The following is an 11,706-nucleotide window of genomic DNA, read 5'->3' as shown; positions in this document are numbered from 1 at the left end:
CCGCTAGTCGAACGTCCCCGCCACGCGGCCCAGCAACATGAAGGCCCGCACGGTGCGCGTGTCGGTCAGTGCCGAGATGTCGGCGTCAGAGGCCTCGGCTTCAAAGGCGGCGAAGGCGCGGTCGAAACGGCGCAGGAAGTGATGCGCGGCATCGCGGAAGATCGGGTCTTGTTTCATGCGGGCACTGGTCAGCGCCAGCGAGGACCGGTCACGGATACCGCCCAAAGCTGCGATCGGACGGCCTCGGGCCCCTTGGGCAAATTGGCGCCAGATTTCGGGGCGTGCACGGTCGGGGCGCAGGTCATCCATATAGATACCGTCCTGACTAAGCAGCGTCAGCACGTCCTGCGACGCCTGCACCAGCTGGGATGCATTGCGGTCTTTCAACGCCTTGCGCAGCGCCGAAAAGCCTTCGGTATCCTCTGCGGTTTCGGGGAAATTCAGCGCGCGAATGAAATCTTCATGCGACAGCGGCGGGGTCATATCCGCGGCCGAGGTGCCAAGCGCCAGCGCAGGCTGGTCATCGACCACCGCAGGCTTGAGAGGCGCAAGGCGGGTGCTGGCGTCGCGGCGGCTTTGGAAGGTGGCCAGCGTGCTTTCGGTCTTGCGGGCGGCGGCGGCAATTTCATCCAGCTTGCGTGCGACGGTCGCGTCTGCGCCAAGGTTCTGCCCTTGCTGTTGCGCGATATACGCCTGCCGGATCGCGTCGATCGCGGCCTGCAAGCGTTTGCTTTCCTCGCGCATGACACGGCTGGCGCGGGCCGCTGTGGCGGCGACCCAGATCATGCCAACGGGCATGAAGATCGCCAGCATCGTCATCAGGAACCGCAAGCCGGCACCGCCCGTATCGGGTTGCTGATCCGACGGCAGCATCAAGAAAAAGATCGCGGACCCCAGCAACCACACAGCACTTAGCACTGCGGCGATGAGTTCGATGTTCGAGATCCCGCCGTCGTTCGGGCGCGAATAGACGCCAAAGGGGGTAGACCGCGCGGATTGGCGCGGCGCGTTCGGTGTCAGCTGCGGTTTGTCGGTCATCTCTTTGTCCCCGGCTTATGCGTAGACGATTTTGAGAACCTCATAGGATTTGTCCCCCCCGGGTGTCCGCACCTCGACGCTGTCGCCTTCTTCCTTGCCAATCAGGGCGCGGGCGATAGGGGATTTGATGTTCAGCAGACCTTTTTCGATGTTGGCCTCGTATTCACCAACGATCTGGTAGGTCTTCTCTTCGTCGGTGTCCTCGTCCACGAGGGTCACGGTCGCGCCGAACTTGATCGCGCCGGACATCTTGGCCGGGTCAATCACATCCGCAAGGGAGATCACGCCTTCGAGCTCTTTGATGCGGCCTTCGATGAAGGACTGCTTTTCCTTGGCGGAATGGTATTCGGCGTTCTCGGACAGGTCGCCGTGTTCGCGGGCTTCGGCGATGGCTTTGATGATGGCAGGGCGTTCAACCGACTTCAGATGCTTGAGTTCGGTTTCCAAAGCCGTGTGACCGGCGCGGGTCATGGGGATTTTTTCCATCAGGGGGCGTCCACGCAATGAGGGTCACAGCCCCCGAACTGTCGTCCGAGGGTGCAACCGATTTGAATTGATCCTTACCTGACCCAAACTGCCCCGCGATTGCAAGAGCAGAGTCAGCCCGTCCGCGGCAATCCGCGCTTAGTCATCGTATTGGACCAGCTCGTATTCAACACCGTCGTGATCGCGAAAATAGAAGCGCCGCCCGGGTTCGTAATCGGCGTGGTTCACCGGCGTGAACCCCTGCGCTTTGACCAAGGTTTCGGCGGCGTCCAGATCATCGACGGTCACCCCGATATGGTTCAGCGCGCCGGTGGTGTCATAGCTGCTGGTGCCCGTGGCCGGCGTCTTTTTCGGTGTGTAAAGCGCCACGTATGAGCTGTCGGTTCCGATGTGAATAGTATGTCCGCCCGCTATCGCATCGCCTTGCCAGCGGATACGCCAGCCAAAGATCTGCGTCATCCAGGCGGCAGTGGCTTGCGGGTCGGTTACGGTGATGTTTGCATGTTCCAATTGTGCTGGCATTGTCGGGTCTTCCTTTCGTGTTTGTGACGTTGACCCTATGGTGTGTAATTTCTAAACCTAACTTTAGGTCAAGGATTATTTCGGGGAATGTCTATGGCGGTGAATGATGGGTTGTCGATTGGCGCTTTGGCGCGGCGCACAGGCTTGGCGGTGTCCGCCATCCGCTATTACGAGGCGCAAGGGTTGATCAAACCGTGGCGCAACAACGGCGGGCAGCGGCGGTTCGAGCGTGCCGATCTGCGGCGGCTGAGCTTTGTGATGATCGCGCAGCAATTCGGCTTTACCTTGCCGCAGATCAAGCAAGAGCTGGATCGCCTGCCAGATGGGCGCACCCCCACCAAAGAGGACTGGGCGCGTATCAGTCAAGCGTTTCGTACAACGCTGGACGAACGGATCGCGACGTTGACCCGCCTGCGTGACGACCTAGGTGGATGTATCGGATGCGGCTGCCTGAGCCTGCAGGCCTGTGCGCTTTATAACCCTCAAGACCGCGCGGGGGAGAAAGGGCAGGGGCCGCGCTATCTAATGGGAGATCCGCGCAGCTAGCATTTTGCGATGCGAAACAATATTGCTGCACCTGCAACATTTAAGATGCAAACTGTCGTGGGTGCGCTAATTTACGCTGTGTTGCGATTGCAATAGCGACCGTGCTGGTTTAGCGAAATCCAAACCGTTTTCTGCCCGAAGAGGAGCCCCAAATGGCCGAAGTTGAACGCGAAGCAATGGAATATGACGTCGTTATCGTCGGTGCGGGCCCTGCCGGTCTATCCGCCGCGATCCGTCTGAAACAACTCGACGCCGACTGCAATGTGGTCGTGCTGGAAAAGGGCTCCGAGGTGGGGGCGCATATCCTGTCGGGTGCGGTTCTGGACCCGATCGGTCTGGACGCCCTGATGCCCGACTGGAAGGAAAAAGGCGCGCCGATCAAGACCAAGGTCGAGGAAGACAACTTTTACATGCTGGGCGAGGCGGGTAAAATCCGGGTGCCGAACTTCCCCATGCCGCCGCTGATGAACAACCACGGGAACTACATCGTTTCCATGGCCAATGTCTGCCGCTGGATGGCAGAACAGGCCGAAGAGTTGGGGGTAGAGATTTTCCCCGGTATGGCGTGCTCAGAGCTTGTCTATGGCGACAATGGCGAGATCAAAGGCGTTGTGGCGGGTGAATTCGGCATCAGCGCCGATGGCACCAAGGGCGACGGCTATGAGCCCGGCATGGAGCTGCACGGCAAATACGTCTTCCTGTCCGAAGGCGTGCGCGGCAGCCTGTCCAAGCAGGTGATTGCGAAATACGATCTGGACGCCGGAAAAGAGCCGCAGAAATACGGCCTTGGCATGAAAGAAATCTGGGAGATCGACCCCGCCAAGCACAAAGAGGGCACCGTGACCCACACGATGGGCTGGCCTTTGAACAGCAACGCGGGTGGCGGGTCGTTCATCTATCACATCGAAAACAACCAGGTGTACGTCGGTTTCGTTGTCCACCTTGGCTACAAAAACCCGCATGTGTTCCCCTACATGGAATTCCAGCGCTTCAAGCACCACCCGATGGTTGCCGAGCTGCTGAAAGGCGGCAAGCGCGTGGCCTACGGCGCGCGCGCCATCACCGAAGGCGGCTACCAGTCGATGCCCAAGATGGTCGCACCCGGTGTGGCGTTGCTGGGCTGTTCGGTGGGCATGGTCAACGTGCCGCGCATCAAGGGCAACCACAACGCGATGCTGTCGGGTAAAGCTGCCGCCGAAGCGGCCTATGACGCGATCCAGGCGGGCCGCGCCGGTGACGAGCTGACCGCCTATGAGGAAGATGTCCGCAGCGGCGAGATCGGCAAAGACCTGAAAAAAGTGCGCAACGTCAAACCGTTGTGGAGCAAGTACGGCCTTGTGACCTCGCTCGCCGTGGGTGGGTTCGACATGTGGACCAATACTTTCGGCTTCTCGCTGCTGGGGACTCTGGGGCATGGTAAATCCGATGCTGAAGCGACCGAAAAGGCCGACAAGCACAAGAAGATCGATTACCCCAAGCCCGATGGCAAGCTCAGCTTTGACCGTCTGACCAACGTGGCGTTTTCATTCACCAACCACGACGAAAGCCAGCCCGCGCATTTGACGCTGAAGGACCCGTCGGTGCCGGTGAACATCAACCTGCCGGAATACGCTGGCCCCTCGGCGCGGTATTGCCCTGCGGGCGTGTATGAATTCGTCGAGGAAGACGGCAAGGATCCGCGCTTTGTCATCAACTTCCAGAACTGCGTGCACTGCAAGACCTGCGACATCAAGGATCCGACGCAGAATATCGTCTGGACCACGCCGCAGGGTGGGGATGGCCCGAACTATCCCAATATGTAAGCGTCGCTTACGGGCCTAATCTGTAAGCGTCGCTTGCGGGCCTGACGTGTAAGCATCACTTACTGGATGAAATCGATCAAAGGCGTGCTGCGGCGCGCCTTTTTTCATGCAAGGTTCCGCCGATAGAGGATAAGCGGGATGTCCCTTTGGATAGGCGGCATTGCGCTTGGTCGTGAACCTGTTAGCCTTGCGCCAAATACAAACGAGGCGTGCCAGTATGATCCGTAACCTTCTGTTGACCGCAAGCGTTTTGGCGCTGACCGGAGCCGTTGCAATGCCCGTACAGGCGCAATCGGCGGCGGGGGCCTATCTTGCCGGTCGGCATGCTGCGGTGCGCAGTGATTTTGCGGAATCTGCCAAGTATTATGGCGAGGCGCTGGCGCTTGATCCCAAGAACCCCGAATTCCTTGAAAGCACGGTTCTGGCGCTGCTCTCGCTAGGGGATATCGACCGCGCCCTGCCTTTGGCGCGCATCATGGCCGCGTCGGACCAGCCCGGGCAGATCGCCTATCTGGTGACAACCGCTGGCATGGCACAGGAAGAAAACTATGCGGGCCTGATCGAACAATCCGCAGACGAGGGCGGGATCGGCCCTTGGGTGGACGGTTTGGTCAAGGCCTGGGCGCATGTGGGCGTGGGCGACATGACCGCTGCCATCACCCAGTTTGACGATCTGAGCAAAGAAGCCGGCATGCAGGGGTTCGTGTTGTATCACAAGGCTTTGGCACTGGCGTCCGTCGGCGACTACGAAGGAGCAGAGGCGATCTTTGCTTCGAACCAAGCGGGATCGGCAGGGCAGACACGGCGCGGTGTGATCGCGCGGGCGGAAATCCTTGGCCAGCTCGGGCGGAATGAACAGGCTCTTGCGCTGCTGACCGATAGTTTCGGGGCCAGCAGCGACCCCGAACTTGACGGCTTGGTCGCCGCCTTGCAGGGGGAGGGGCAGGTCGCTTTTACCCAGATCCCCGATGCCAAGGCAGGCATTGCCGAAGTCTTCTTTACCTTCGCGGCCGTGCTGCGCAATGAAAGTGCCGGTGACTACTATGTGCTGCTTTATTCGCGCATTGCGCGTTACCTGCGCCCCGATCATATCGACGACCTGTTGCTGACCGCGGATCTGCTGGAAAACATCGGCCAGTACGAGCTTGCGATCGAGGAACTGCAGGACGTACCCGCCGACAACCCCGCCTATCACGCAGCCGAACTCGGGCGTGCGGCGGCGCTGCGACGGTCGAACAAACCGGAACAGGCGATCGAGGTTCTGCAACAGTTGACCCGCAGCCACGGCACATTGCCGTCGGTCCATTCCGCCTTGGGCGATGCGTTGCGGGCGCAGGACAACTTCAAGGCCGCAATCAAATCCTATGACCGCGCGATAGAGCTGACACCCGACAGCAATCCGCAACGCTGGGTGCTGTATTACGCCCGCGGCATTGCCGAAGAACGCTCTGGCAATGGCGAGGCATCCGAACGCGATTTTCGCGCCGCTCTCAAGATTAACCCCGATCAGCCGCAGGTGCTGAACTACCTCGGCTATTCGCTGGTGGAACAGGGGCGCAATCTGGACGAAGCGTTGAACATGATCGAACGCGCCGTCGCGGCGAGCCCTGAATCAGGCTATATCGTCGATTCACTGGGCTGGGTCTTGTATCGTTTGGGCCGCTACGAAGAGTCCGTCGACCAGATGGAAAGGGCCGTTGAACTGGTCGCCGTCGATCCGGTGGTCAACGACCATCTGGGTGACGTTTACTGGTCCGTTGGCCGTCAACGCGAGGCTGAATTCCAATGGCGTCGGGCGCTATCGTTTGTGGATCCAGAAGACAAAGACAGCGAGGCCGATCCCGACCGCATGCGCCGCAAACTCGAGGTGGGACTGGACGCGGTATTGGCCGAAGAAGGGGCCGAGCCGCTTAGCAAAGCCTCTGCCGAGAAATGACGACCCAAGCCGCTGCCCTCGGTGTTGCCAACGCGGGTTTCGCCTGGGCCAAGGTGAACCTGACCCTGCATGTCACTGGGCAGCGCAGCGATGGCTACCATCTGCTGGATAGTCTTGTGGTGCGCGCCGGCGTGGGCGACCGGATCGCGGTATCTCCCTCTGACCAGCTTGAGCTGTTTATCGATGGTCCCTATGGCGGTGCCGCCCCCCATGATGATCGCAACCTCGTGGTGCGTGGGGCAAGGCTGCTGGACGCGGGCGCGGGCAGGGGGGCGCGGTTGCATCTGACGAAAAACCTCCCCGCCGCGGCAGGGATCGGCGGAGGATCAGCGGATGCGGCCACGGCGCTGCGCTTGCTCTCGGCGCATTGGGGGCTGCCGGTGCCCGAGGACGTGGCGCGACTGGGTGCCGATGTTCCGGTTTGCCTGCATGACACCCCCCAACGGATGGAGGGGATCGGCGAGCGATTGACGCCCTCGCCCAAGCTGCCGCCCTGCTGGCTGGTGCTGATCAACCCGAATAAATCCGCCGCCACGCCCGAGGTCTTCTCGCGGCTCGAGTCCCGCGCCAACGCGCCCATGCCCAAAGAGCTGCCCGCATTCACCAGCGCGCCTGCGTTCGCCGCCTGGCTGGCCACACAGCGCAACGATCTGGAGGCACCGGCGATCCAGGTGGTGCCAGAGGTGGCAGATTGTCTGGGCAGCCTACAGGACGCGCTGCTGGCGCGTATGTCGGGCTCTGGTGCGACCTGCTTTGGCCTTTACGAGACCGAGGCACTGGCGCAGCGCGCCGTCACGCGTATTGCCGCGGCACAGCCCGGTTGGTGGGTCACCGCCGCACCGATGCTGGGGTAGCTTCGACGCGCCCCAATGGGGGGACGACTAGCTAATACGCGCGACGACGTAGTCGGCCAGATCGCGCAGCATCTGCGTCAGATCATGATCAGGCAGGGTGTTCAGCGCAGTCTTGGCCTGTTCCGCCCATGCCAGCGCCTCTGCCTTGGTTTCATCCAGAGTGCCATGTGCATTCAGCAGCGACAGAGCGTGTTCAAGATCGCCGTCCTCCTGCTTGCCCTTCTCGATGGTGCGGGTCCAGAAGTCACGTTCGGCCGCGTCGCCTTTGGCGATCGCCTTGATCACGGGCAGGGTCAGCTTACGCTCACGGAAGTCATCGCCGATGTTCTTGCCGGTAGCATTCGGGTCGCCTTGGTAGTCCAGCAGGTCATCAACGATCTGGAACGCGATCCCCAAGGCATCACCATAGTCAAACAGGGCCTGAACCTGTGCGTCAGGGGCCGCGGCAATCACCCCGCCCACCTGCGTCGCCGCCGAAAACAGCGCCGCTGTCTTCCCGCGCACGACCTGTAGGTAGATGCCTTCATCCGTGGCCAGATTCTGCGCGGCGGTCAGTTGCAGTACCTCGCCCTCGGCAATCGTGGCGGAGGCATTGGCAAGGATCGCCAGCACGCGCATGTTATTCGTCTCGGTCATCAGCTGGAAGCTGCGCGCGAAAAGGTAATCGCCCACCAGCACCGAAGATTTGTTGTCCCACAGCAAGTTGGCCGTCGGCCGCCCACGACGTTGCGCGCTTTCATCAACCACATCGTCGTGCAGCAGGGTCGCGGTGTGAATGAATTCTACCGTGGCGGCAAGGTGCACGTGGTAGGGGCCGTCATAGCCACACAAACGCGCCGCAGCGAGGGTCAGCATCGGGCGCAGCCGCTTGCCGCCTGCCTCTACCAGATGGGCCGTGACCTCGGGGATGCGCGGCGCATGTTCTGACGCCATGCGGTCGCGGATCAGATCGTTCACCGCGGTCATATCCGCGTTGAGATAGGCCGCCATCCGGTCATGTGGTTTCTGGGTGTTTTCGCTCGTCATTTACACGACCCTAATTGGAAGGCTCGACAATCAACGTCGATTGCCCTTACATCTCTGTTATGAAGGAACTTTTGCGCACAACCGATCCGACAATAATCGCCTTTGCCAGCGCCCTTCTTCAGGGCGAGGATATAGACTGCTTTCCGCTGGACGTAAACATGAGCGTGCTTGAAGGCGGGATCGGCATTTTCCCCCGCCGCTTGATGGTGCACGACGACGATCACACCGCCGCAACGCGGGTGTTGCGCGACAACGACATCCCCACCGGGCTGCCCAAATAACCGCTGTGGACGTCTTTGACCCCGACGCGCTCACGCGGGATGCGTTTCTGGGCGGCAAGCTGCATTTGTGGCAGCCGCGTAAAGGCTACCGTGCGGGCGTCGACCCTGTTTTATTGGCTGCAACGGTTCCGGCGCAGGCCGGTCAGCGCGTGCTAGAGCTGGGCTGCGGGGTAGGGGCGGCGTCGCTTTGTCTGGGCGCGCGGGTGCCGGGCTTGCAACTGACGGGGGTCGAGATCCAGCCTGCCTATGCCGCGCTTGCACGGCGCAATAATCCAACATTTGAAGTGGTTGAGGCCGACATTGATGCCATGCCGCTGGCCCTGCGGCAGCGACAATTTGACCACGTTCTTGCCAACCCGCCGTATTTTGATCGCCACGCCTCTATCGCTGCGACGAATACCGGTCGTGAAACCGCCTTGGGTGAAGCGACCCCTTTGGAAACCTGGGTCAAGATCGCGGCCAAACGCCTTGCCCCGAAAGGGCAGGCGCATTTTATCCATCGGGCGGAACGCCTGCCCGATCTGATCCGCGCGCTACCCCATGATATGGGCAGCATAGAGGTGCTGCCGATCGCACCGCGCATTGGTCGCATGGCTGAACTGGTCATCCTGCGTGCGCGCAAAAGCGGGCGGGGGGCGTTTCGCTTGAACGCGCCCCTTATCATGCACGAAGGCGCACAACATTTAAGCGACGGCGACAGCTATGTGCCCGAAATACGAGCGGTCCTGCGCGAGGGCGCAGCGCTGCCATTCTAAGCAGCCTCTCGCCGATATCTCAACTTGTCGATAGTTTTGCTGCGCTGCCGCGTGACAGGTGGAATATTTCGTGCTTCAATCATTCTACGCAACATAACCTAAGGAGAGTTACATGGCTTTTGACGCACATCTGGATGCTCTGAAACGGAAGCATTTGGCAATGAGTGACGCTGTAGAACAGGCCCAACGATCGCCGAGTATGGACGGGCTAAAGGTTGCGAATATGAAAAAGGAAAAGCTGCGCTTGAAAGAGGAAATTACCCGGCTTTCCGCCTGATAGATTATAATTTCGTTGGCGTGCCCATTGGGCCGCCGACAAAAAGGCCAGCGCGAAATGCGCTGGCCTTTTGCGTTCATGCCGGCCGTTTAGACCAGATGCTGCGCACCATTTGCGGTGATCGTGGACCCGTTGATAAAGCCCGCATCATCACTGACGAGGAATACAACCGCGCGGGCGATTTCTTCGGGTTCGCCCAAGCGGCCGGTCGGGATTTGCGCCACGATAGAGTCGCGCACCTTCTCGGGCACCGCCATCACCATATCCGTCGCAATATAGCCGGGGCAGATCGCATTCGCGGTAATATTGGCACGCGCGCCTTCCTGAGCGAGTGATTTCACAATGCCCAGATCGCCTGCTTTGGTCGCGGCATAGTTCACCTGGGCGAACTGACCTTTCTGCCCGTTGATCGAGCTGATGACGACGATCCGACCGAACTTGCGTTCGCGCATGCCAGGCCAAACCGGGTGGATCGTATTGAAAACACCCGTTAAATTGGTGCCAACCACTTCGTTCCACTGGTCGGGCGTCATCTTGTGGAAAGGTGCGTCGCGGGTGATGCCTGCGTTTGCTACGACCACGTCGATCGGGCCTAAATCTTCTTCGACTTTGGCAATCCCGGCTTTGGAGTCGTCATAGTCGGCGACGTTCCACTTGTAGGTTTTGATGCCCGTGGTTTCTGTAAACTGCGCGGCTGCCTCGTCGTTCCCGGCATATGTTGCCGCGACGGTGTATCCGGCGTCTTTCAAAGCTGTGGAAATAGCCGCCCCGATCCCGCGGCTTCCCCCTGTTACAAGTGCAACACGTGACATAAATCTCTCCCCTTAAGGCAATGTTGTTTCGTTTGCCTTGTTAATTTCGTAATTTAATTACGTGGGGAATTTGTAGTCAGGCTTGAAATTCATTGCAACAGTTTACGCAGGGAAAAAGCAGATGTTTTTCGCGTGGCGCGCGTTCTTGCCGAACACGCGCCACGCTTGATCGATTATACAGCGTTATGGGCGCTCAAGACACATGGCCACGCCCATGCCACCGCCGATGCACAGGGTCGCGAGGCCTTTTTTCGCGCCGCGTCGCTGCATCTCGAACAAAAGGGTGTTCAGGATGCGGGCGCCGGAGGCACCGATGGGGTGGCCGATTGCGATGGCACCGCCGTTCACGTTCACGATCGATGGATCCCACCCCATGTCCTTGTTGACCGCGCAGGCCTGCGCCGCGAAGGCTTCGTTGGCTTCGACAAGGTCTAGATCCTCGGCCTTCCAACCCGCTTTCTCAAGCGCTTTACGCGATGCATAGATCGGGCCGGCCCCCATGATCGTCGGGTCCAAGCCAACGGTCGCATAGGACGCGATGCGCGCCAAAGGTGTGATGCCGCGCTTTTCGGCGTTGTCTGCGGACATCAGCAATGCGCCAGCGGCCCCGTCGTTCAGGCCGGACGCATTGGCTGCTGTGACGGAACCGTCTTTGGTGAAGGCGGGGCGCAGTTTCTGCATCGCTTCCATCGTGGCACCGTGGCGGATGTATTCATCTTGATCGACAACCACCTCGCCCTTGCGGGTTTTGACGGTGAAAGGCACGATTTCGTCCTGGAATTTACCGGCCTTCTGGGCGGCTTCGGCTTTGTTCTGCGAGGCCACCGCGAATGCGTCTTGGGCGTCGCGACTGATATCCCATTTAGCGGCAACGTTTTCAGCTGTTTGGCCCATATGGTAACCGTGGAACGCATCCCACAGACCGTCGCGGATCATCGTATCGATAAGTTGCATGTCGCCCATTTTCTGACCCGGACGCAGATTTTGTGCGTGGGGGCTCATCGACATGTTTTCCTGACCACCGGCTGCCACAATATCGGCGTCGCCCAATTGGATGTGCTGCGCTGCCAAAGCGACCGCGCGTAGACCAGAGCCGCAGACCTGGTTGATCGACCATGCAGCACTTTCGATAGGCAGACCCGCATTCACATGTGCCTGACGGGCAGGGTTTTGCCCCTGAGCGGCGGTCAGAACCTGACCCAGAATTGTTTCATTGACCTCGGAAGGGTCGATGCCTGCACGTGCGACGATCTCTTTCAGTACCGCGGCGCCCAGATCGTGCGCGGGTGTATTTGCAAAGGATCCGCTGAAGCTGCCGACAGGCGTGCGCGCTGCGGATGCGATGACAACGTTGGTCATATGTGTTCTTCC

Annotated in this window: 13 protein-coding genes; 7 read left to right on the top strand and 6 right to left on the bottom strand. The window is 60.1% G+C overall.

Annotation, left to right across the window (positions count from 1 at the left end):
- Positions 1–3 precede the first annotated feature (3 nt).
- The 3 genes from ABM428_RS13050 to ABM428_RS13040 form a co-directional block, all read right to left on the bottom strand.
- Positions 4–1,038: a hypothetical protein gene (locus ABM428_RS13050; RefSeq protein ID WP_243250650.1), complete on the bottom strand. Its 1,035-nt coding sequence runs from the start codon at positions 1,036–1,038 to the stop codon at positions 4–6.
- 15 nt (positions 1,039–1,053) lie between these two features.
- The gene (gene greA / locus ABM428_RS13045; RefSeq protein WP_005849618.1) at positions 1,054–1,524 is read right to left on the bottom strand and encodes a transcription elongation factor GreA; all 471 of its coding nucleotides are present in this window, start codon (positions 1,522–1,524) and stop codon (positions 1,054–1,056) included.
- Between the two features lie 138 nt (positions 1,525–1,662).
- A complete protein-coding gene (locus ABM428_RS13040) occupies positions 1,663–2,046 on the bottom strand; it encodes a VOC family protein (protein ID WP_353628004.1) in 384 nt (127 codons plus the stop codon).
- 93 nt (positions 2,047–2,139) lie between these two features.
- Between ABM428_RS13040 and soxR the strand changes: the two genes are divergently transcribed.
- From soxR to ABM428_RS13020, 4 genes are all read left to right on the top strand, one after another.
- Complete coding sequence (gene soxR / locus ABM428_RS13035) at positions 2,140–2,592, top strand: redox-sensitive transcriptional activator SoxR (protein ID WP_132997772.1); 453 nt, start codon at positions 2,140–2,142, stop codon at positions 2,590–2,592.
- Between the two features lie 152 nt (positions 2,593–2,744).
- Positions 2,745–4,394, top strand: a complete 1,650-nt coding sequence (locus ABM428_RS13030; RefSeq protein WP_005849615.1) for an electron transfer flavoprotein-ubiquinone oxidoreductase — start codon at positions 2,745–2,747, stop codon at positions 4,392–4,394.
- Positions 4,395–4,611: 217 nt separating this feature from the next.
- A complete protein-coding gene (locus tag ABM428_RS13025) occupies positions 4,612–6,330 on the top strand; it encodes a tetratricopeptide repeat protein (RefSeq protein ID WP_132997771.1) in 1,719 nt (572 codons plus the stop codon).
- Positions 6,327–7,184 (top strand): 4-(cytidine 5'-diphospho)-2-C-methyl-D-erythritol kinase, encoded by an 858-nt coding sequence (locus ABM428_RS13020; RefSeq protein ID WP_132997770.1) that lies wholly within the window; start codon positions 6,327–6,329, stop codon positions 7,182–7,184. Before ABM428_RS13025 ends, ABM428_RS13020 begins: the two co-directional genes overlap by 4 nt.
- A gap of 27 nt (positions 7,185–7,211) precedes the next feature.
- Here ABM428_RS13020 and ABM428_RS13015 read toward each other — a convergent pair whose 3' ends face one another.
- Positions 7,212–8,210 carry a polyprenyl synthetase family protein gene (locus tag ABM428_RS13015; RefSeq protein ID WP_132997769.1) on the bottom strand — a complete coding sequence of 333 codons (999 nt, stop codon included), beginning with the start codon at positions 8,208–8,210 and terminating at the stop codon, positions 7,212–7,214.
- 59 nt (positions 8,211–8,269) lie between these two features.
- Between ABM428_RS13015 and ABM428_RS13010 the strand changes: the two genes are divergently transcribed.
- The 3 genes from ABM428_RS13010 to ABM428_RS13000 all read left to right on the top strand — a co-directional run bounded on the left by ABM428_RS13010 (position 8,270) and on the right by ABM428_RS13000 (position 9,523).
- Positions 8,270–8,491, top strand: coding sequence for a DUF2007 domain-containing protein (locus ABM428_RS13010; RefSeq protein ID WP_037944781.1), 222 nt, complete (start codon positions 8,270–8,272; stop codon positions 8,489–8,491).
- 5 nt (positions 8,492–8,496) lie between these two features.
- Positions 8,497–9,246, top strand: coding sequence for a tRNA1(Val) (adenine(37)-N6)-methyltransferase (locus tag ABM428_RS13005; RefSeq protein ID WP_132997768.1), 750 nt, complete (start codon positions 8,497–8,499; stop codon positions 9,244–9,246).
- Between the two features lie 112 nt (positions 9,247–9,358).
- Complete coding sequence (locus ABM428_RS13000; protein ID WP_005849604.1) at positions 9,359–9,523, top strand: YdcH family protein; 165 nt, start codon at positions 9,359–9,361, stop codon at positions 9,521–9,523.
- An 89-nt stretch (positions 9,524–9,612) separates the two neighbouring features.
- On the opposite strand, the gene phbB is transcribed toward ABM428_RS13000, so the two are convergent.
- The gene (gene phbB, locus ABM428_RS12995; protein ID WP_005849603.1) at positions 9,613–10,335 is read right to left on the bottom strand and encodes an acetoacetyl-CoA reductase; all 723 of its coding nucleotides are present in this window, start codon (positions 10,333–10,335) and stop codon (positions 9,613–9,615) included.
- 183 nt (positions 10,336–10,518) lie between these two features.
- The gene (locus ABM428_RS12990; RefSeq protein ID WP_005849602.1) at positions 10,519–11,694 is read right to left on the bottom strand and encodes an acetyl-CoA C-acetyltransferase; all 1,176 of its coding nucleotides are present in this window, start codon (positions 11,692–11,694) and stop codon (positions 10,519–10,521) included.
- Positions 11,695–11,706: the final 12 nt, after the last annotated feature.

It is taken from the genome of Sulfitobacter sp. TCYB15 (genome assembly GCF_040435955.1).
Taxonomy (GTDB): domain Bacteria; phylum Pseudomonadota; class Alphaproteobacteria; order Rhodobacterales; family Rhodobacteraceae; genus Sulfitobacter; species Sulfitobacter pontiacus.
Note: the sequence above shows the minus strand (reverse complement) of the source record. Positions and strands in the feature narration are given on the sequence as shown.

What these genes read in the sequence shown, in the direction of transcription:
- ABM428_RS13050 (WP_243250650.1), bottom strand. Translation starts at nt 1,038, where the DNA reads ATGACCGACAAACCGCAGCTGACACCGAACGCGCCGCGCCAATCCGCG.
- greA (WP_005849618.1), bottom strand. Translation starts at nt 1,524, where the DNA reads ATGGAAAAAATCCCCATGACCCGCGCCGGTCACACGGCTTTGGAAACC.
- ABM428_RS13040 (WP_353628004.1), bottom strand. Translation starts at nt 2,046, where the DNA reads ATGCCAGCACAATTGGAACATGCAAACATCACCGTAACCGACCCGCAA.
- soxR (WP_132997772.1), top strand. Translation starts at nt 2,140, where the DNA reads ATGGCGGTGAATGATGGGTTGTCGATTGGCGCTTTGGCGCGGCGCACA.
- ABM428_RS13030 (WP_005849615.1), top strand. Translation starts at nt 2,745, where the DNA reads ATGGCCGAAGTTGAACGCGAAGCAATGGAATATGACGTCGTTATCGTC.
- ABM428_RS13025 (WP_132997771.1), top strand. Translation starts at nt 4,612, where the DNA reads ATGATCCGTAACCTTCTGTTGACCGCAAGCGTTTTGGCGCTGACCGGA.
- ABM428_RS13020 (WP_132997770.1), top strand. Translation starts at nt 6,327, where the DNA reads ATGACGACCCAAGCCGCTGCCCTCGGTGTTGCCAACGCGGGTTTCGCC.
- ABM428_RS13015 (WP_132997769.1), bottom strand. Translation starts at nt 8,210, where the DNA reads ATGACGAGCGAAAACACCCAGAAACCACATGACCGGATGGCGGCCTAT.
- ABM428_RS13010 (WP_037944781.1), top strand. Translation starts at nt 8,270, where the DNA reads ATGAAGGAACTTTTGCGCACAACCGATCCGACAATAATCGCCTTTGCC.
- ABM428_RS13000 (WP_005849604.1), top strand. Translation starts at nt 9,359, where the DNA reads ATGGCTTTTGACGCACATCTGGATGCTCTGAAACGGAAGCATTTGGCA.
- phbB (WP_005849603.1), bottom strand. Translation starts at nt 10,335, where the DNA reads ATGTCACGTGTTGCACTTGTAACAGGGGGAAGCCGCGGGATCGGGGCG.
- ABM428_RS12990 (WP_005849602.1), bottom strand. Translation starts at nt 11,694, where the DNA reads ATGACCAACGTTGTCATCGCATCCGCAGCGCGCACGCCTGTCGGCAGC.